The organism is Superficieibacter electus, from assembly GCF_002915575.1.
In the GTDB taxonomy this organism is placed as follows: domain Bacteria; phylum Pseudomonadota; class Gammaproteobacteria; order Enterobacterales; family Enterobacteriaceae; genus Superficieibacter; species Superficieibacter electus.
Genome location: NZ_PQGD01000009.1, coordinates 105,789 through 125,433, shown reverse-complemented (window position 1 = coordinate 125,433; position 19,645 = coordinate 105,789). Strand labels below are relative to the sequence as shown.

The 19,645-nt window shown below is 54.6% G+C and carries 21 protein-coding genes; 10 read left to right on the top strand and 11 right to left on the bottom strand.

The genetic code is table 11. The annotated features are described in order from the left end of the window. The first annotated feature begins 35 nt into the window (after positions 1 to 35). From xylB to yiaA, 3 genes are all read left to right on the top strand, one after another. On the top strand, positions 36 to 1,490 hold the full coding sequence (gene xylB / locus CHU32_RS12690; RefSeq protein WP_103675885.1) for a xylulokinase: 1,455 nt from the start codon (positions 36 to 38) through the stop codon (positions 1,488 to 1,490). A gap of 177 nt (positions 1,491 to 1,667) precedes the next feature. Continuing rightward, positions 1,668 to 2,048 (top strand): YiaA/YiaB family inner membrane protein, encoded by a 381-nt coding sequence (locus CHU32_RS12685; protein ID WP_103675884.1) that lies wholly within the window; start codon positions 1,668 to 1,670, stop codon positions 2,046 to 2,048. Positions 2,049 to 2,067: 19 nt separating this feature from the next. Next, positions 2,068 to 2,502 carry an inner membrane protein YiaA gene (gene yiaA / locus CHU32_RS12680; protein ID WP_103675883.1) on the top strand — a complete coding sequence of 145 codons (435 nt, stop codon included), beginning with the start codon at positions 2,068 to 2,070 and terminating at the stop codon, positions 2,500 to 2,502. Positions 2,503 to 2,536: 34 nt separating this feature from the next. Here the strand turns inward: yiaA and CHU32_RS12675 are convergent, their stop codons facing one another. Beyond that, positions 2,537 to 3,532 (bottom strand): acyltransferase, encoded by a 996-nt coding sequence (locus CHU32_RS12675; RefSeq protein ID WP_103675882.1) that lies wholly within the window; start codon positions 3,530 to 3,532, stop codon positions 2,537 to 2,539. A 184-nt stretch (positions 3,533 to 3,716) separates the two neighbouring features. Between CHU32_RS12675 and CHU32_RS12670 the strand changes: the two genes are divergently transcribed. The 5 genes from CHU32_RS12670 (at position 3,717) to yidD (ending at position 8,010) form a co-directional block, all read left to right on the top strand. Continuing rightward, a complete protein-coding gene (locus CHU32_RS12670) occupies positions 3,717 to 4,016 on the top strand; it encodes a YsaB family lipoprotein (RefSeq protein ID WP_103675881.1) in 300 nt (99 codons plus the stop codon). Positions 4,017 to 4,121: 105 nt separating this feature from the next. After that, positions 4,122 to 5,033 carry a glycine--tRNA ligase subunit alpha gene (gene glyQ / locus CHU32_RS12665; RefSeq protein ID WP_103675880.1) on the top strand — a complete coding sequence of 304 codons (912 nt, stop codon included), beginning with the start codon at positions 4,122 to 4,124 and terminating at the stop codon, positions 5,031 to 5,033. Positions 5,034 to 5,042: 9 nt separating this feature from the next. Beyond that, positions 5,043 to 7,112, top strand: a complete 2,070-nt coding sequence (glyS, locus tag CHU32_RS12660) for a glycine--tRNA ligase subunit beta (protein ID WP_103750858.1) — start codon at positions 5,043 to 5,045, stop codon at positions 7,110 to 7,112. Between the two features lie 66 nt (positions 7,113 to 7,178). Further along, on the top strand, positions 7,179 to 7,553 hold the full coding sequence (locus CHU32_RS12655) for a hypothetical protein (RefSeq protein WP_103675878.1): 375 nt from the start codon (positions 7,179 to 7,181) through the stop codon (positions 7,551 to 7,553). 55 nt (positions 7,554 to 7,608) lie between these two features. Beyond that, positions 7,609 to 8,010 carry a membrane protein insertion efficiency factor YidD gene (gene yidD / locus CHU32_RS12650; protein WP_103675877.1) on the top strand — a complete coding sequence of 134 codons (402 nt, stop codon included), beginning with the start codon at positions 7,609 to 7,611 and terminating at the stop codon, positions 8,008 to 8,010. A gap of 47 nt (positions 8,011 to 8,057) precedes the next feature. On the opposite strand, the gene cspE is transcribed toward yidD, so the two are convergent. Both cspE and CHU32_RS12635 read right to left on the bottom strand, forming a co-directional pair. Next, positions 8,058 to 8,270, bottom strand: coding sequence for a transcription antiterminator/RNA stability regulator CspE (cspE, locus tag CHU32_RS12645; protein WP_049839272.1), 213 nt, complete (start codon positions 8,268 to 8,270; stop codon positions 8,058 to 8,060). A gap of 276 nt (positions 8,271 to 8,546) precedes the next feature. Continuing rightward, positions 8,547 to 8,837 (bottom strand): HTH-type transcriptional regulator, encoded by a 291-nt coding sequence (locus tag CHU32_RS12635; RefSeq protein ID WP_103675875.1) that lies wholly within the window; start codon positions 8,835 to 8,837, stop codon positions 8,547 to 8,549. 312 nt (positions 8,838 to 9,149) lie between these two features. On the opposite strand from CHU32_RS12635, the gene CHU32_RS12630 reads away from it, so the two are divergent. Next, a complete protein-coding gene (locus CHU32_RS12630) occupies positions 9,150 to 9,860 on the top strand; it encodes a DUF3053 domain-containing protein (protein WP_103675874.1) in 711 nt (236 codons plus the stop codon). A gap of 49 nt (positions 9,861 to 9,909) precedes the next feature. Here CHU32_RS12630 and ghrB read toward each other — a convergent pair whose 3' ends face one another. The 6 genes from ghrB to CHU32_RS12600 all read right to left on the bottom strand — a co-directional run bounded on the left by ghrB (position 9,910) and on the right by CHU32_RS12600 (position 16,037). After that, positions 9,910 to 10,884: a glyoxylate/hydroxypyruvate reductase GhrB gene (gene ghrB / locus CHU32_RS12625; RefSeq protein WP_103675873.1), complete on the bottom strand. Its 975-nt coding sequence runs from the start codon at positions 10,882 to 10,884 to the stop codon at positions 9,910 to 9,912. 20 nt (positions 10,885 to 10,904) lie between these two features. Next, the gene (locus CHU32_RS12620) at positions 10,905 to 12,185 is read right to left on the bottom strand and encodes an MFS transporter (protein ID WP_103675978.1); all 1,281 of its coding nucleotides are present in this window, start codon (positions 12,183 to 12,185) and stop codon (positions 10,905 to 10,907) included. A gap of 62 nt (positions 12,186 to 12,247) precedes the next feature. Then, positions 12,248 to 13,186: a sugar kinase gene (locus tag CHU32_RS12615; RefSeq protein ID WP_103675872.1), complete on the bottom strand. Its 939-nt coding sequence runs from the start codon at positions 13,184 to 13,186 to the stop codon at positions 12,248 to 12,250. Then, positions 13,183 to 13,938: a sugar phosphate isomerase/epimerase family protein gene (locus tag CHU32_RS12610; protein WP_103675871.1), complete on the bottom strand. Its 756-nt coding sequence runs from the start codon at positions 13,936 to 13,938 to the stop codon at positions 13,183 to 13,185. The genes CHU32_RS12615 and CHU32_RS12610 overlap by 4 nt, the downstream gene beginning before the upstream one ends. A gap of 100 nt (positions 13,939 to 14,038) precedes the next feature. Then, a complete protein-coding gene (locus CHU32_RS12605; RefSeq protein ID WP_103675870.1) occupies positions 14,039 to 15,055 on the bottom strand; it encodes a LacI family DNA-binding transcriptional regulator in 1,017 nt (338 codons plus the stop codon). A 319-nt stretch (positions 15,056 to 15,374) separates the two neighbouring features. Beyond that, positions 15,375 to 16,037, bottom strand: a complete 663-nt coding sequence (locus CHU32_RS12600; protein WP_103675869.1) for an OmpA family lipoprotein — start codon at positions 16,035 to 16,037, stop codon at positions 15,375 to 15,377. Between the two features lie 161 nt (positions 16,038 to 16,198). Between CHU32_RS12600 and CHU32_RS12595 the strand changes: the two genes are divergently transcribed. Beyond that, positions 16,199 to 18,532, top strand: a complete 2,334-nt coding sequence (locus CHU32_RS12595) for a molybdopterin guanine dinucleotide-containing S/N-oxide reductase (protein ID WP_176691648.1) — start codon at positions 16,199 to 16,201, stop codon at positions 18,530 to 18,532. On the opposite strand, the gene CHU32_RS12590 is transcribed toward CHU32_RS12595, so the two are convergent. After that, entirely contained in the window at positions 18,495 to 18,941 is a 447-nt protein-coding gene (locus tag CHU32_RS12590) for an N-acetyltransferase (protein WP_103675868.1), read from the bottom strand. The two genes, CHU32_RS12595 and CHU32_RS12590, sit on opposite strands and share 38 nt — an antisense overlap. Next, the gene (gene tag, locus CHU32_RS12585; protein ID WP_103675867.1) at positions 18,919 to 19,500 is read right to left on the bottom strand and encodes a DNA-3-methyladenine glycosylase I; all 582 of its coding nucleotides are present in this window, start codon (positions 19,498 to 19,500) and stop codon (positions 18,919 to 18,921) included. The genes CHU32_RS12590 and tag overlap by 23 nt, the downstream gene beginning before the upstream one ends. Positions 19,501 to 19,645: the final 145 nt, after the last annotated feature.

The following is a 19,645-nucleotide window of genomic DNA, read 5'->3' as shown; positions in this document are numbered from 1 at the left end:
ACCGGGCCATTATTCGCTGATAAGGAGTGGTCACTATGTATATCGGGATAGATCTGGGAACCTCCGGCGTAAAGGCCATTCTGCTGGATGAGCAGGGAAACGTCGTGGCTTCTCAGACCGAGAAACTTACCGTTTCGCGCCCGCATCCTTTATGGTCGGAACAGGAGCCTGAACACTGGTGGCTGGCGACGGATCGTGCCATAAAGACCCTGGCTGAACAGCATTCTCTGCATGCGGTAAAAGCGCTGGGTATCGCCGGGCAAATGCACGGTGCGACCCTGCTTGATAAACAGCAGCGCGTACTGCGTCCGGCAATCCTGTGGAATGACGGCCGCTGTGGCGAAGAGTGCGCCCTGCTGGAAAGCAGGGTTGCCGATTCCCGCGCTATTACCGGCAACCTGATGATGCCGGGGTTTACGGCACCAAAACTGTTGTGGGTGCAGCGCCATGAGCCAGAGGTTTTTCGTCAGATCGACAAAGTTTTGTTACCTAAAGATTATTTGCGCCTGCGTATGACCGGCGAGTTTGCCAGCGATATGTCAGATGCTGCCGGCACGATGTGGATGGATGTGGAGAAGCGCGACTGGAGCGATGACATGCTGGCGGCCTGCCAGCTCACCCGCGCGCAAATGCCCGCCCTCTTTGAGGGCAGCGACATTACCGGTACGTTGCTGCCGGAGGTCGCCGCTGCCTGGAATATGCCCGCTGTTCCGGTGGTCGCCGGGGGAGGCGATAATGCCGCCGGAGCCGTGGGCGTCGGCATGGCCGATGTCGGGCAGGCGATGCTCTCGCTGGGGACCTCAGGCGTCTATTTTGCTGTCAGCAACGGTTTTTTAAGCAAGCCTGAAAGCGCGGTGCATAGTTTTTGCCACGCGCTACCGGGGCGCTGGCATTTGATGTCCGTAATGCTCAGCGCGGCCTCTTGCCTCGACTGGGCGGCGAAGCTGACCGGCCTGAATTCGGTGCCTGCGCTAATAGCTGCGGCGCAGGAGGCGGATGAGAGCGCTGGTGCGGTCTGGTTCCTGCCGTATCTTTCTGGCGAACGCACGCCGCACAATAATCCGCAGGCCAAAGGTGTCTTTTTTGGTCTGACCCATCAGCATGGCCCGGCCGAACTGGCGCAGGCGGTGCTGGAGGGGGTAGGGTATGCGCTGGCGGACGGTATCGACGCGGTGCATGCTTGCGGCGTCGCGCCTGACAGCATTACGCTCATCGGCGGTGGCGCACGCAGTGCCTGGTGGCGGCAGATGCTGGCCGATATTTCCGGTCATCAGATGGATTATCGCACCGGCGGCGATGTGGGACCTGCGCTGGGAGCGGCCCGGCTGGCGCAGCTGGCAATGAATCCGCAGCGTTCGCTCGCCGACCTTCTGCCACAGTTGCCGCTTGAGCAGGCGCACGTGCCTGATTCGGTTCGCCACGCGCGTTATGCCGAACGGCGGGAAACATTCCGGCAGATTTATCAACAACTGCTGCCGCTAATGTCCTGACTTTCGATCCCTTCTTGCTTGCAAGGAGGGATTCTTATTGTGAATGTATCCGTTTTTTCCATTAGTTAATTGCATAAATTTATTCTGAATTTCGTATTCATCCTCTCTCCAGTGAAGTATCCAGGCACCGCTCTGTTCCATAATGCCTTCTCCTCGGAGTGGGAAAAGGGGCTACAAATGGGTGAAACAACCAGGGCATTATCTACCCGCGCAGCAAAAATTGTTCTGCCAATAGGGATTCTGGTTTACGCAGTGGGATTGTGGCCAGTTTGCTCAACATTAAGCGAAAAAGGGTATTACATTGCGTTGCTGTTACTGGGATTGTTCACTGTCATGGTTTACTCGCACCTGACGCGCCACCAGTGCCTAAATGCAACGATGAGCACCTGGTGTCAGTTGATGCTACTTGCTTCAATGGGGCTTCTTGCTGTGGGTCTGTGGAATGAGCCAATCGCGTTAAGTCAGAAAATAATCTACTTCATCGCCTGGATTATTAGCCTGCTGGCGATGACATTTTGTGTCAATGTGGATCAAACCTCAGGGGCTAAAAAGCAGTAAAACGGGAAAGGATTTTACTATGGAAAGAAAAGCAGTTGTCTCGCCAGCCTTTAACCTGGTGTCGTGGATCGCCCTGATCGCCGGGATAGTGGTTTATCTGTTGGGCCTGTGGAATGCGCAAATGCAGCTCAATGAAAAGGGCTACTACTTTGCTGTGCTGGTACTCGGGCTGTTCTCAGCAATGTCGTATCAGAAGACCGTTCGCGATCGCCTGGAAGACATTCCCACGACGTCGCTGTATTACATGGCCTGTCTGGCAACGTTTATTATTTCTGTCGTTTTGCTTGCCGTGGGCCTGTGGAATGCAACGTTGTTGATGAGCGAAAAAGGGTTTTACGCCCTCGCTTTTTTCTTAAGCCTTTTTGGCGTTGTTGCGGTGCAGAAGAACGTCCGCGACAGCTGGGATCGCAATGCTGAAACCCCGGCAGAGCCGATATCAGAAAGCGGTGAATAATGTTTCCGCCAGGGAGCGATCCCTGGCGGTCCTGCTAGCTGACAAACCTGTGCCTGTCCAGACGCTGAAGCAGCATCGACAACAGCAGACTACCTGCCACCGTTGCGCTAAAGATCCATAAAATATCCAGCAGTGGCCAGCGCGTCAGCTCCACGCCATTGGTGCGAAGCGCATGGATAATCAGCGCATGAAAACCATAAATCCCCAGCGAGTGACGTGAAATAAGGCTCAGACCGGGCAGCACGCGGGTATTGAGCGTATTTTTAACCAGCGTCAGCAATGCGACTGCGCAGAGAAAAACCATCGGTCCACAGTAAAGGTACCAGGTGTCAGCGAAACTGCCCCGCCATTTTAGCTCGTGCAGCGTACCGCGTGAGATGACGTACACGGCAACAATAAACAGCGCTGCACAAAACAGGGTCAGCGACGTTTTACGGGTTTCCATCATGCCGATTGCGCGTCCCAGAATGCCGTACAGAACATAATAAAAAGTGTCACCATTGATATACAGATTCACCGGTAGCCATTCAAAACCGTCAATTTTTTGCGATACCGTATTCGGGTTCGCAACAATTCCAGCGATTGCTACCAGCGCCAGTAGCATTTTCCCGCTGACATTTTTTACCTGGATAAATGGCGAAACCAGGTAAATCACGATAATCGCGAAGAAAAACCACAGATGATAAAAAACAGGTTTTTGCAGCAGATAACGCAGCGAGAGTTCACCATTGATAGAGGTAAAACTCCAGATATAAAGCAGGGCAACAACGCTGTAAAACAGCAGACAGAGTGCAATGCGCAGGAAGTGACGCGGCTGAGCGCTACGTTCGCCAAAAAAGAGATAGCCAGAAATCATAAAAAAAAGCGGCACGCTTACTCGTGATGCCGCATTGAGTACGTTGGCTATATTCCAGTCAATGTGGCCGATAGCGGCCGGATTGGTAATGTACCAGGTCGTGGTATGGATCATCACCACCATCAGACAGGCAATCCCGCGCAAATTCTCTATCCAGTATATTTTTGACGACATCAGACTCCCGCTTTCCTCTTTTATCGGGTTTTATCCCTATTTTGCTTGAGATCCTGATTAGAAAATTCTTAATCTGCAACCGGCATCTTGTACAACCTCTTCATGCTTACCAGAATGCGCGGGTAGAAATATGCTATACAGTTATCCTCATTAAAAATAACAGGTAATTAACGAGGCGCAGAAAATGACCTTAAAAAAGCTGATACCTGTTCTGATAATGATGCTGGCTGGCTGCCAGAGCGCGCCTGAGACGGTGCAAAAGGCGCAAAAAGCGAAACCAGGGCCTGCACGATCGCTGGATATGGAAACGCTATGTAAGGGGCAGGCGGCATGGCGTTACAATACCGGGACCCAAAAAATTCAGGTTATTGGCTTCGAGCAATTTCAGGGGAGCTATGAAATGCGCGGCTATACCGCGCGAAAAGAGGGTTTTATCTGCTCATTTGATGCAGATGGCCAGTTTTTACACCTTTCTATGCGGTAAGCAGCCAATTTTCCCCATTCTCCCCGCTTTCGTACTGTATATCTTGCAGTCAGCGGGTATACTGGTCGCTTCCTTTAAATCCACACGTATCCAGCACGAAATACTATGCAAAAGTTTGATACCAGGACCTTCCAGGGCCTGATCCTGACCTTACAGGATTACTGGGCTCGCCAGGGCTGCACCATTGTTCAACCACTGGACATGGAAGTCGGCGCAGGCACGTCTCATCCCATGACCTGTTTACGCGCATTGGGCCCCGAGCCGATGGCGACTGCTTACGTGCAGCCGTCCCGCCGTCCGACCGACGGCCGCTATGGCGAAAACCCGAACCGCTTACAGCACTACTATCAGTTCCAGGTGGTCATTAAGCCATCACCGGACAATATTCAGGAACTGTACCTCGGTTCTCTGAAAGCGCTGGGTATGGACCCAACCATTCACGATATTCGTTTCGTGGAAGATAACTGGGAAAACCCGACGCTGGGTGCGTGGGGGCTGGGCTGGGAAGTGTGGCTGAACGGTATGGAAGTGACGCAGTTCACCTACTTCCAGCAGGTTGGCGGTCTGGAATGCAAACCGGTGACCGGCGAGATCACCTATGGTCTGGAACGTCTGGCCATGTACATTCAGGGCGTGGACAGCGTCTACGACCTGGTGTGGAGCGACGGGCCGCTGGGTAAAACCACCTACGGCGACGTGTTCCATCAGAACGAAGTGGAGCAATCCACCTACAACTTCGAATACGCGGACGTGGACTTCCTGTTCACCTGCTTTGCGCAGTACGAGAAAGAAGCCCAGCAGTTGCTGGCGCTGGAAAATCCGCTGCCGCTGCCCGCTTACGAACGCATTCTGAAAGCCGCCCACAGCTTCAACCTGCTGGATGCGCGTAAAGCCATCTCCGTCACCGAGCGTCAGCGCTATATCCTGCGCATTCGCACCCTGACCAAAGCAGTGGCAGAAGCATACTACGCTTCCCGTGAAGCCCTCGGCTTCCCGATGTGCAACAAGAATAAGTAAGAGGCGGCCATGTCTGAAAAAACTTTTCTGGTGGAAATCGGCACTGAAGAGCTGCCACCAAAAGCCCTGCGCAGCCTGGCGGAGTCCTTTGCTGCGAACTTCACTGCGGAGCTGGATAACGCCGGCCTCGCCCACGGTAACGTTGAATGGTTTGCCGCCCCGCGCCGTCTGGCGCTGAAGGTCGCTAATCTGGCGGAAGCCCAGGCCGATCGCGAAGTTGAAAAACGCGGCCCGGCCATTGCCCAGGCGTTCGATGCCGAGGGTAAACCGAGCAAAGCGGCAGAAGGCTGGGCGCGCGGCTGCGGCATTACCGTCGACCAGGCCGAGCGCCTGACCACCGACAAAGGCGAATGGCTGCTGTATCGCGCCCACGTGAAGGGCGAAAGCACCGAAGCGCTGGTGCCGACTATGGTGGCAACGTCTCTGGCGAAGCTGCCGATCCCGAAACTGATGCGCTGGGGCGCGTCTGACGTCCACTTCGTGCGTCCGGTACACACCGTGACGCTGCTGCTGGGCGACAACGTCATTCCGGCAACCATTCTGGGCGTTCAGTCCGATCGCGTGATTCGCGGGCATCGCTTTATGGGCGAGCCGGAGTTCACCATCGATAATGCTGATCAGTACCCGGAAATCCTGCGTGAGCGCGGCAAAGTGATTGCCGATTACGCTGAGCGTAAAGCGAAAATCAAAGCCGATGCGATCGAGGCGGCGCGTAAAATTGGCGGCAACGCCGATCTGAGCGAAAGCCTGCTGGAAGAAGTCACCTCGCTGGTGGAATGGCCGGTGGTGCTGACCGCGAAATTCGAAGATAAATTCCTCGCGGTGCCGTCAGAAGCGCTGGTACACACCATGAAAGGTGACCAGAAGTACTTCCCGGTTTACGCGAACGACGGCAAACTGCTGCCAAACTTTATCTTCGTCTCCAATATCGAGTCGAAAGATCCGCAGCAAATCATCTCCGGTAACGAGAAAGTGGTTCGTCCGCGTCTGGCGGATGCCGAGTTCTTCTTCAATACCGACCGTAAAAAACGTCTGGAAGACCATCTGCCGCGTCTGCAAACCGTGTTGTTCCAACAGCAACTGGGTACGCTGCGCGACAAAACCGACCGTATCCAGGCACTGGCGGGCTGGATTGCCGAACAAATTGGCGCTGACGTTAACCACGCCACCCGCGCAGGCCTGCTGTCCAAGTGCGACCTGATGACCAACATGGTCTTCGAGTTCACCGACACGCAGGGCGTGATGGGGATGCACTACGCGCGCCACGATGGCGAAGCGGAAGATGTCGCTGTGGCGCTGAACGAGCAGTATCAACCGCGTTTTGCCGGTGACGACCTGCCGTCTAACCCGGTGGCTTGTGCGGTGGCGATTGCCGATAAGATGGACACCCTGGCGGGTATCTTCGGTATCGGCCAGCATCCGAAAGGCGACAAAGACCCGTTTGCGCTGCGTCGTGCCGCGCTGGGCGTGCTGCGTATCATCGTTGAGAAGAACCTCGCTCTTGATCTGCAAACGCTGACCGAAGAAGCGGCGCGTCTGTACGGCGATAAGTTGACCAACGCCAGAGTGGTGGATGACGTTATCGACTTTATGCTCGGTCGCTTCCGCGCCTGGTATCAGGACGAAGGCTACAGCGTTGACACCATTCAGGCGGTGCTGGCGCGCCGTCCGACCCGTCCGGCAGACTTTGATGCCCGTATGAAGGCGGTATCGCACTTCCGTACTCTGGAAGCCGCATCTGCGCTGGCTGCGGCCAACAAACGTGTCTCTAACATCCTGGCGAAATCAGACGAAACGCTGAACGACATCGTTCACGCTTCAGTACTGAAGGAAGCGGCAGAAATTAAGCTGGCAGGCAATCTGGTTGTGCTGCGCGACAAGCTGCAGCCGTACTTCGCGCAAGGCCGTTACCAGGAAGCGCTGGTTGAACTGGCGTCCCTGCGCGAGCCGGTGGATGAGTTTTTCGAGAACGTCATGGTGAATGCGGAAGATCAGGATGTTCGTCGCAATCGCCTGACCCTGCTGTCGAAACTGCGCGAGCTGTTTTTGCAGGTCGCGGATATTTCGCTGTTGCAGTAAGTCTGGTCTAATGAAAAACCCGCCATTGTTAAGGGCGGGTTTTTTTATAGCTCAAGGGACGACAATATGGCCATGCTACGAAAGATAGTGGTTAATGAGCGGACATACTGGTGGGTCTACCGATACTTTTATGCGGATGAACGTGATTCATATGTGCGAATAATCCGTGGCGATAAAAAAGGACAGGTAGTTATCTACTTTCGTACTGGCACGTATAGTTATGGCGGCTGTCCATTTAATGACGGCCTGGCGGCAATGTACCAGGGAACAAAAACAGTCATCAATCTGCATCAGCCACGCTTTATCGCGCAATTGCTCACGTATGTCCTCAAAACGCTACCGGAAGAATGTTTAACCGGGATAATTGAATATCATAATGGCATCGAAATGCTGCGTGCCATAGGGTATGAGTTTGACTATCAACCACATTTTAATCAGTAGCTCAGGTCTGTCTGGATGTAGTAAAACCACCTGCAACAGGAATGCTTAAAACATCATGGACACAGTCATATTAACACTCATCGCTTTTTACCAGCGCTTCATCTCCCCGCGTAAAGGCTATCGCTGTGCTTACGGCGTCTTACATCACACTCACGGCTGTTCAGGTGCGGTAAAACACATTGTTCAGCAAAAGGGCATTATTGCGGGCTGGCGGGATATTCGTCAGCGCTTTGCGGATTGTCGTGAGGCGGCGCAAACGCTGCGTGAGCGACGGTTGTCAGAGGATGAAGAAGAGAACAAAAATAAACGCTGCGACAGGGCGGAATGCTGCTGCGATGCTGCCATTGTCCCGGACAATTGTTCCGATGTTTCCTGTCCTGAAATCCCCTTCCCGGATGTAAGCTGCCCTTGTGACTGCTCGTGGTCGGGTATTCTGCTCAGGCGAAAAAAAAGATAAAAAAAATCCCCGCCGGAGCGAGGATTCAGATTCTGAGCTGTTTAAGCTTACAGGCTGGTTACGTTGCCAGCTGCCGGGCCTTTAGCACCGCTTTCGATAGTGAAGGACACTTTCTGACCTTCGTCCAGAGATTTGTAACCCTGGTTCTGGATAGCAGAGAAGTGTACGAATACGTCTTTAGAACCATCGTCAGGAGTGATGAAACCAAAGCCTTTATCAGCGTTGAACCATTTTACGATACCAGTCATTTTACCGGACATAGAGATTACCTTTAAAAGATGTATGTGTGCCTTTCGGCAATATGGCGTGCATTACAGATTTTGAAGCGTTAAAGGAAAAGCTCTCAACGAAGGGTATCGGATGGATAACTCTTGAAGGACACTGCTTAACTAAACTGCTTTATGGTCTGTATATCAAACCGTCGAGTGCATTAACGCATTTACGACGGCTAAAAGCAAACTTTATTTTAACTGAATGCAAATTCTGGGATGCCGCACCGGAAACGGCCCTGAATCAGGACCGTTAAAACTGTAAAATTATTCCATTAATTCTTTGCTTAACTTAGGGTTAGCCTGAATCAGGCGCATAAGTTTGAGTTCGGTCGCCGACGGTTTTACCCGTTTTGACTCCCATTCCTGCACCGTTGAGACCGGTACGCCAACCGCTTTGGCAAAATCAGCGAGTTTAAGGCCTGTACCTTTGCGTAATTGTGCTATCTCAGTGGTCGCTTTCGGCTGCTGGGGTAGGGTAATTTTCTGCGTCAGGTCTTTAAAAACAATAAGTTCCAGATTATTCATCAATTCGATCATAGGATCGTTATATTCCATTGAGTACCCCCATACACACACAGCGTGATCGTGAATAATGTCGAGCCTTTTAAGAATAGTCGGTAAATTGCTGAGCGATACTCAATAGAGTGACTATTTGTTGGATCTTTTTCCTGCACCTGTACCCGCTAAAGGGCAAGCTGCTGATCGATAAGGCTGGAGGCGGTGATAGTCAAATTTGGCAATCCGATAGCTATTTTTCTGCTTACGCTGCATGAAAAGGTATCCTGTAAAGCCGTCCTGGACTATTCTTGTCAGCGTCAGACACGCTGGTGTCGGTGTGCACTTTTTTTGAGTGAAAGGAGTATAAAAATGGCGACAGGAAAGTCCTGCTCTCGCTGGTTTGCGTCTGTGATGGCGTTACTGATGGTAGTTAGCCTGAGTGGGTGTTTTGATAAAGAGGGCGATCAGCGCAAGGCGTTCATTGATTTCCTGCAAAATACGGTCATGCGTGGCGGTGAACATTTACCTACGCTGACGGCCGATCAGAAAAAACAGTTCGGGCCGCTGGTGACAGACTACGCCATCCTCTATGGCTATTCACAGCAAGTGAATCAGGCAATGGATGAAGGTTTGCGTCCGGTTGTCGACAGTGTGAATGCGATTCGCGTCCCTGAGAACTATATGACGCAGCGCGATCCGCTGCGTCAGGCAAATGGTTCGCTGGGAGTATTAAGCCAGCAGCTACAAAATGCCAAAATGCAGGCGGATACTGCCCATGCGGGGCTGAAGCAGGCAGACGATTTGAAACCGGTCTTCGACCAGGCGTATGAGAAAGTGGTAACGCGTCCGGCAGAGGCGCTACAGCCTCTTATTCCGGCCGCGCAGATCCTGACTCAGCAACTGGTGCAGGTTGGCGATTTTGTTGCCCAGCAGGGAAATCAGGTCGGTTTTGCCGCGAATGGTATTCAGTTCCCTACCTCGCAGCAGGCCAGCCAGTATAACTCGCTGATTGGGCCGCTGGCTGCTCAGCATCAGGCTTTCACTCAGGCGTGGAATGCGGCGGTAAACGCAACCAAATAATCGTTAAACCTCATCCTGCGCTGGCGGGATGAGGTTCTTCTGTTTTTCCTCAGCCGATCGCCTGCGGATTTACACAGTTTTTATCCACCTTGCCGTTCAGTGCATCGATCAGGTTATCTACCGCGCACGCCGCCATGTTGTAGCGTGTTTCATGTGTAGCAGACCCGATATGGGGTAACGCAACGACGTTTGGCAACGACAGTAGCGGAGAATCTTTGTCCAGCGGCTCCTGTTCGAACACGTCCAGCCCTGCGGCGTGGATCTGCCCGGTTTTCAGTGCCTCAATCAGCGCCTGCTCATCGACCACCGGACCGCGCCCGGCGTTAATGAAAACGGCCGAGTTTTTCATCTTCGCAAATTGTTCTGCGCCAATCAGATGATGCGTTTCATCGGTCAATGGCAGCACCAGACAGACAAAATCCGCTTCCTGTAACAGCGTATCCAGATCGCAGTAGCGGGCATTGAAGCGTTCTTCCGCTTCGGGATGATGGCGGCGCGCGTTATACAGGACAGGCATGCCGAAGCCAAAATGCGCCCGCTGTGCCAGCGCGAGTCCAATGCGCCCCATTCCGACAATGCCCAGCGTTTTGTGGTGGACATCAATACCAAACCAGTCCGGGCCAATACCTTTGGTCCACTCGCCCGCCTTCACTCGCTCCGCCACTTCCACTATGCGACGAGCGCTGCTCAGCACCAGCGCCATCATGGTGTCAGCCACGGTTTCAGTGAGGACCGTCGGTGTATGCATCAGGGCAATTTTGCGCGCATTCAGCGCGTCGACGTCAAAATTGTCATACCCGACGGAGATAGTAGAGGTCGCCCGCAGTTTGGGCATTTTCTCCAGCAGTGCAGTATCTACCGTTTCGCTGGAACCGAGCAGCCCTTGCGCGTTGGCGAATGCCTCCGCATGCTGTTCGACGGTCTCCGGCTTCAGGTTCGCCACCTGAATGACGGCGAAATGCTCTTCCAGTTTTTGATACAGATTGTCAGGCAGTGCTTTATAAAGAATGACGGACGGCTTCATGAGTTCTCCCTATATCAGGTTCAGGCGTGGCGTGCGCCTGCCGGAAGCTGTTGATTATTCGCAGGCTTAACAATCAAAGTAAGCCACACTGAGGCAAAAAGTGCTACCCCCATAAATATATACGACGCTGACGGCGAGCCAGTCGAACCGTTAAGATAACCGACAAACCACGAGCCAAAGAAGGAGCCGAGCGCGCCCATACTGTTGATCAGCGCCATCGCGCCGCCCGCCACGTTGCGCGGCAGCATTTCCGGAATAATGGCGAAGAACGGCCCATACGGGGCATACATTGCGGCACCGGCAATGACCAGTAGCGTGTAAGACACCCAGAAGTGGTTTGCGCCAACGGCCCACGAACCAATAAAAGCAAACGCGGCAATCAGTAGCAGCGGCCAGACAAACAGTTTACGATTTTGCAGTTTATCGGAGGCCCAGGATGCGACGATCATCGCGATAGTTGCCGCCAGATAAGGTACGGATGACAGCCAGCCTACCTCGACCATCCCCAGATTGGCACCGCCGCTGTGAATAATTGAAGGTAGCCACAGCACGAACCCATACACGCCAATACTCCACGCAAAATACTGCATACAGAGTAAAATAACGTTACGGGAACGAAACGCTTCACCATAGTTGCGCACGGCTTTGATACCCTGCTGTTCTTTTTCCAGTTGTGCCTGCAAAGCGGCTTTTTCATCTTCTGCCAGCCAGTTGACCTGCGACGGTTTGTCTTTTACCAGCACCCACCAGCAAAAAGCCCAGATAATGGCCGGAACACCTTCGATGATAAACATCTCGCGCCAGCCCAGCGCCTGAATCAGATAGCCCGACACCACCGACATCCACAGCACTGTCACCGGGTTGCCGAGGATCAGGAAGGTATTAGCACGTGAACGTTCGGATTTGGTAAACCAGTTGCTGATATAAATCAGCATCGCGGGCATTACCGCCGCTTCCACGACGCCGAGAATAAAACGAATCGCAGCGAGCATCGGGATGTTGGTGACCATCCCGGTCAGTGAGGCGCAGGCACCCCACAAGATCAGGCAGACAAATATCAGTTTGCGTACGCTACGGCGCTCGGCATAGACCGCGCCCGGGATCTGAAAGAAAAAATAGCCGAGGAAGAACAACGCGCCCAGCAGCGAGGAGATACCTTTGGTGATGCCTAAATCATCATTAATGCCTGCAGCAGAGGCGAAACTGAAGTTCGCACGATCGAGGTATGCCAGGCTGTAGGTGATAAACACGATGGGCATGATATACCACCAGCGTTTTGTTGCATTTGTTGCACTTTTCATAAGCCAGCCTCTGGTAATGAGAGAATCATTGCCTCTGACGCCAGGGTACAGAGGCAGCATTGCTATTGATTAAGTTGTGCTCTTGTCGGCAATCCTTCGCTGTCGCCCTGAACCTGAATTGCCCGAGCGCCAATTTTATTACCCCGCGTCACCGCTTGCTCCAGCGTCTCGCCTTCCAGCAGGGCGCTAATCACGCCCACGGCGAAACCATCGCCTGCGCCGACGGTATCGACTACGTTTTCAACCCTGACGGGGGGAACGCAGCCCTGAAGACCCTCGGCAGATTTATACCAGGCACCGTCAGCACCGGTTTTAATGATCACCGCCTTCACGCCACGATTGAGGTAGAAATCCGCGATCGCGTGTGGATCGGTGTGCCCGGTCAGGATCGTGCCTTCTTTCAGACCCGGCAGAACCCAGTCGGCCTGAAAAGCCAGGTGATTGATCTTTTCCACCATCTCGGCTTCACTGCGCCACAGAACCGGGCGCAAATTAGGATCGAACGACAACGTTTTTCCCTGTGCTTTCATTGCCCTGGCGGCGTGATCCAGCAGTGCATATGAACTTTCAGAAAGCGCTGCGGCCACGCCGCTGAGGTGCAAATGGCGTGCGCAAGAAAAATGCGCCGGATGATAATCCTCCAGCGAAAGATGACTGGCGGCGGAGTTTTTACGGAAATATTCCACGATGGGATCGGTTCCATTTTCGGCTTTTGATTTTAACTGGAACCCGGTTGCAAAGCGGTCATCAAGCGTCACGCCGTTGCGATTAATCCCTTCTTTTTGCAGGCTGTTAAGAACGAAATGGCCGAAACTGTCGTTGCCGACCCGGCTCACCCAACTTACCTTCAGGCCCAGGCGTGCCAGCCCGGTGGCCACATTCAGTTCGGCACCAGCGACGCGTTTGATAAAGCGTTCGGCATCACATAACTCACCGCTTTCGGTCGCGACGAACATCGCCATTGCTTCGCCAATCGTAATAACATCCAGGGCGTTATTCATGCTTCCTCCTCGCGTAATAATTCGACATAGCGACGTGTCACAGCGGTCAGATCGTCACCTTCCAGCGGAAACTCAATCCCGCGCGGAACATCGCCGGGTAAAGCGCGTAACAGCGCCTGCCAGCGCGATCCCCCTTCATCCGGCGCAATGGCGCGGTAGCCATTTTGCTGCGGCGTGGCGGCTTTAACGTGGATATAGCTGACAAACGGCGCGAGATGCCGCGCTGCCTGTTCCGGTGAGCTATCCACCCACAGCCAGTTGCCCATATCAAAGGTCAGCATGACGGGGAGATCCTGAACCTGACAGGCGGCGCTAAACCGCTGCATCGGGGGAAGCTGCCCGCACGCGGTCTGATCGTTTTCTACTACCAGACGCACGCCGCCCGTTGCCAGCCAGGATCGCAGGGTTTGTAAGGTCTGGCTGTCGGTAAAATGGCCGAGCGAGACTTTCAACCAGAGGGCGTTAAGCGTGCGCGCCTCACGCAGCAAGTCGGGTAAAAGTGGGTTAAGCGCGCCGTCAGCCAGATACAGCGGTTCCGGTGCTGAATAGCAGGCCAGCAACTGGTGCTCCGTAATGGCTACCGCGAGCGCGGCGAGGTCAGTCTGCTCTTGCTCGTTGAACATCTCGCGGCGGATTTCCACACCATCGGCTCCGGCGGCGGCAATGACGGGCAGCATCGCGCATTGCCCGCCAGCCTGGCGAACCCGATCGTGGCCGTAGGCGGCAGTGACGACAAAAATTTTTCGGCTCATTGTTAACTCCAGCGCAACATCATACCTATTACGCTAGATGGAACCGGTTCCAAAGAAAAGGTTGTGATGGTGGATTTATGATCGCCATCACGAAGTAAAATTAACGGGAGGTAGAGCCGCGCACGATCAGTTCGCCGGAGAAAACCTGTTCGCGGATCGTATCGTCATCGCCTTCAATACGGCGTACGACTTGTTCAACAGCGGCAAAACCGATTTGCCAGGTCGGCTGTTTGAGCGTGGTAATCCCGACGCCTGCCAGTTCTGCCCACTCCAGCTCATCAAAGCCCAGCAGACCGATATCGCTCCCCCAGTGCAGACCGAGGCGGCGCAGGGAACGGGCGACCTGGAGGGTAAGCGCGCCGTTGGCGGAGATGACCGCTTTGCGCATGCCACGGTGATGGGCATGAAACTGGCGCAGGGCGTTATCAATGAGCGCCGCGTCCGTCAGCGGCACTTCACTGTTTTCCGCTATCACGCCCGGATAGCGCGCCAGCGTCGCGCGGAACGCGCTTAATCGCTCACGCCGGGTATTGACCGTGCCAAGCGGTTCACTGAGAAACAGCAGGGCTTCGAACCCCTGTTCAACCAGATGCTCGGTCGCGGTCGTTGCGGCCTGGGTGTTATCAAGACCGACCACATCACAGGCAAAATCGGGAATTTTACGATCGATAAGCACCATTGGCAGCGCCGACTGTTGTAGCCGGTTAAGGCCGTCCTCCCGCATCCCGACCGCGTTAACCACAATGCCTTCCACCTGGTAGCTGCGCAGCAGGTCCAGATAATGCAGCTCCTGGTCCAGCGCATTGTTGGTATTACAGACCAGCGGCGTGAAACCCTTCTCACGGCAGGCGGCTTCGATACCGCTTAAGACATCCACGGAATAGGGGTTGGTTATATCGGCGATAATGAGCCCAATCAGGCGCGTGCGCCCGCGTTTGAGACCTCGCGCCATCAGGCTTGGGCGATAGTCGAGTTCAGCAATAGCCTTTTCGATCCGCGCCAGCAGGGCTTCAGACAGGAGATGTTTTTCCCCGTTCAGGTAACGTGAAATGCTGGTTTTGCCGGTTTTAGCCGCTTTAGCGACATCGCTTATTGTGGCGCGCGTTGCTCTGGTCATCGCTGGTTTCCTTGCCTGAAGTGGGAATACCTTAACGCGAAAACAGGCGATGGCAAGCGCTTCCTGTGGAGGAAGTGATGTTCGGTCGCCCGGCGTGGCAATGCCCGGTGGCGCTGCGCTTACCGGGCCTACATTTATGTATCGGGAGCATGCAGGGACGGTGGCTGGGGGTGGCAATGCCCGGTGGCGCTGCGCTTACCGGTCCTGCGTTTATGCATAGGGAGCATGGAGGGATGGTAGGCCGGGCAAGGCGAAGCTGCCGCCCGGCATTATCGCGATGCAATGCTCACGCCGGACGCCGTGTCCGGTGGCGCTGCACTTACTGGAGCGGGCTTAACGTAATTTCTACGCGACGGTTCTGTGCCTTGCCTTCTTCAGTGCTGTTGCTGGCAACCGGATTGGCCGGACCCATACCGGAGGTGCGAATACGGCTGGCATCAACGCCCTGGGTAATCAGCGAGCTTCCTACCGAGTCAGCGCGCTGTTTGGACAGGCGCATATTCAGGTCCTGGCCGCCGGTGCTGTCGGTATAACCCACAATGTTAACCGCCGTTTTAGGATACTCTTTCAGCACCATCGCCACGCCGGTGAGGGTGTTTGCCCCCGCTGGTTTCAGCGTTGCGCTGCTGCTGTCGAAGGTCACATTACTTGGCATATTTAACGTGATGTTATCGCCATTTCGCGTCACGCTCACGCCGGTTCCCTGCATTTTCTCACGCAGTTTTGCTTCCTGAACGTCCATATAATAACCCACGCCGCCGCCCAGCGCCGCGCCTGCGGCAGCGCCAATCAGCGCACCTTTACCGCGGTCTTTTTTCGATGAAGAGAGCGCGCCAATACCTGCGCCGACCAGGGTACCTACCCCTGCGCCAATGCCGGATTTACCTGCTTCGCGCTCGCCGGTATAAGGGTTAGTGGTACAGCCTGAAACGGCCAGCGTGCCGCTGACAAGTGCAGCGATGATCAATACGCGTTTTTTCATCTTATTTCCTTAATCCTTTTTATTCTTTGCCTCGGCAGGCGAGACGGTTGATTATGACGTGAGAATACGGAGAAAATTCCGGGGACAACTCCGAATTTTGTAAACAACATTGAACGGTGATAAACGCCGTCACACCTGCATTGACGACTCAGGAGCGTGTTTTGACAATCGCATCAGAGAAAAAAACGGTACTTACGGCGGCCCACTGGGGACCCATGCTGGTTGAGACCGATGGCGACACGGTATTTTCTTCCCGTGGCGCGCTCGCTACTCCTTTTGAAAACTCGTTACAAACTGCCGTGCGCGATCAAGTGCACAGTAAAACCCGCGTACGCTTTCCGATGGTGCGTAAAGGGTTTCTGACATCGCCGGACAATCCCCGCGGCGTGCGCGGGCAGGATGAATTTGTCCGCGTGAGCTGGGATGAAGCACTGGATCTGATCCACGCTCAGCATAAACGCATCCGGGAAAGCTACGGCCCGGCCTCCATTTTTGCCGGGTCTTACGGCTGGCGCTCTAACGGCGTGTTACACAAAGCGGCGACGCTGCTTCAGCGGTATATGAGTCTGGCAGGCGGTTATACCGGGCATCTGGGCGATTATTCTACCGGCGCGGCGCAGGCCATTATGCCGTATGTGGTCGGCGGCAACGAAGTATACCAGCAGCAGACCAGCTGGCCGCTGGTGCTGGAGCACAGCGATGTCGTCGTCCTGTGGAGCGCCAACCCGCTCAATACGCTTAAGATTGCCTGGAACGCCTCGGATGAGCAGGGTATTCCTTACTTTGACGCGCTGCGCAAAAGCGGCAAGCGGCTGATCTGCATCGATCCGATGCGATCTGAAACGGTGGACTTTCTCGGCGATGCAGCGGAGTGGATTGCGCCTCATATGGGGACCGACGTGGCGTTAATGCTCGGTATCGCGCATACGCTGGTCGAAAACGGCTGGCAGGACAGCGATTTTCTGGACCACTGTACACAAGGCTATGAGATCTTTGCCGCCTACCTGAGCGGCGACAGTGACGGCACGCCGAAAACCGCCGAGTGGGCAGCAGAGATTTGCGGCGTTCCGGCAGCCAAAATTCGCGAACTGGCGGCTATTTTTCATCATAACACCACAATGTTGATGGGCGGCTGGGGCATGCAGCGCCAGCAGTTTGGCGAACAAAAGCACTGGATGATGGTGACGCTGGCCGCCATGCTCGGGCAGATCGGCACGCCGGGCGGCGGTTTCGGGCTTTCATACCATTTTGCCAACGGCGGCAACCCGACGCGGCGCGCGGCGGTACTGGCCTCAATGCAGGGCAGCGTGCAGGACGGGATCGATGCGGTAGATAAAATCCCGGTGGCGCGAATTGTCGAAGCGCTGGAAAACCCCGGCGCGCCGTATCAGCATAACGGTATGGATCGGCATTTCCCGGATATTCGCTTTGTCTGGTGGGCGGGCGGGGCAAACTTTACCCATCATCAGGACACCAACCGGCTCATCCGCGCCTGGCAAAAGCCCGAGCTGGTGGTGATTTCTGAATGCTACTGGACGGCAGCGGCGAAACACGCGGACATCGTTCTGCCTGCCACGACCTCGTTTGAACGCAACGATTTAACCATGACCGGCGATTACAGCAACCAGCATCTGGTACCCATGAAACAGGTGGTGACGCCGCGTGATGAAGCCCGCGATGACTTTGAGGTGTTTGCCGATCTCAGCGAGCGCTGGGAGACCGGCGGCCGTCAACGCTTTACCGAAGGGAAAAGCGATCTTCAGTGGCTGGAAACCTTCTACAATATTGCCGCGCAGCGGGGAGCCAGCCAGCAGGTGACGCTGCCGCCGTTTGCGTCTTTCTGGCAGGCCAATCAGCTTATCGAGATGCCGGAGAGCGAGCAGAATGCGCAGTTTGTCCGCTTCGCTGATTTCCGCCGCGATCCGCAGGCTCACCCGCTGAAGACCGCGAGCGGCAAAATCGAAATCTATTCCGCACGGATTGCCAGTTTTGGTTACGCCGACTGTCCTGCGCATCCGATGTGGCTCGAGCCGGACGAATGGCACGGCAATGCCGAACCTGAGCAGCTCCAGGTGCTGTCGGCGCACCCGGCGCACCGTTTACACAGTCAGCTCAGCTATTCGCACCTGCGTGAACAGTATGCAGTCGCCGGGCGGGAACCGATCACATTGCACCCGCAGGACGCCGCCGCGCGTGGTATTCAGGAAGGTGACGTGGTGCGGGTGTGGAATCAGCGCGGCCAGGTGCTGGCAGGGGCGACGATCAGCGATGGCATCCGGCCCGGCGTGCTGTGCATCCACGAAGGCGGCTGGCCGGATCTCGATCCGCAGGCCGGCGGGATCTGTAAAAACGGTGCGGTGAACGTGCTGACCAAAGATCTTCCCAGCTCACGGCTGGGAAATGGTTGCGCGGGAAACACCGCGCTGGCGTGGGTTGAAAAATATACCGGTCCGGCCCTTACGCTGACGGCGTTTGATCCGCCTCCCAGCTCATGATCCACGTCGGGTGCTGAGTTTCTTCCTGCCAGGCGCTGTCTTCAATCCGAAAGCCCTGAGCGTGGTAGAAATTCACCGCCCGAATGTTTTTTTGATAAACCTCGAGGCTGAGGATCGGGAAACGCTGTTGCACATGATGTAATAGCGCCCGGCCAATTCCTCTGCCGATCAGTCTCGGGGAGACAAATAGCGCACCGACAAAGCGTTGTTCCATGACGCTGATAAATCCACCCGGCACGCCTTTTTCTTCCCATACCCACGTTTGCGCCGCCGGAAGATAAACATCGCGCACAATCGCTTCGCTTTCATACCAGTAGCGCTCGTTAATGAACGGATGACCGTAGCGGGTGCTCTCCAGCCACAGATTCAATAGCTTTGTGGTGTCTTTATTGTGCCAGGCGCGGATCATGCTGGCCTCCCGGATGACAAAAGCATCCCGTGATGTGATCATTTACCAGACCGCAGGCTTGCATAAACGAATAGCAAATAGTGGTGCCCACAAACTTGAAGCCACGTTTTTTTAAGGCTTTCGCCAGTGCGTCCGAGATAGGTGTTGAAACCGGCACATCACCGAGGGTGGCGGCATGGCGCACGATGGGCTGGTGGTCAACGAAAGACCAGACAAATGTTGCGAAGGGTTCGCCATTGCTTTCCATCTCAAGATACGCGCGGGCATTCGCAATAATGGCCTGAATTTTTCCGCGATGGCGGATGATACCGGCATCCTGCATAAGTCTTTCAACATCGGCATCCTGCATTGCAGCAACGCGCACAGGATCGAAGTTATGAAAGCTCCGCCGATAATTTTCCCGTTTTTTCAACACCGTAATCCAGGATAGCCCGGCCTGCTGGCCTTCAAGACAGATCATCTCAAAGAGCTTTTTACCGTCGGTTTGCGGTACGCCCCATTCACTGTCGTGATAGGCAATGTAAAGTGGTTCCTGACTTACCCAACCGCAACGTTGCATGGTCTTCTCCCTTCGCATGTTTTAGCAAAAATATATCATTCTGCAGGCTTGACGTGTCTGTTAAAAAGACAATATTTAATACAGGGTTAAGCACACTATCCTTCAAGTTGCCGATCTGTGGTTACGTTTGTTCAACTCGAATGAC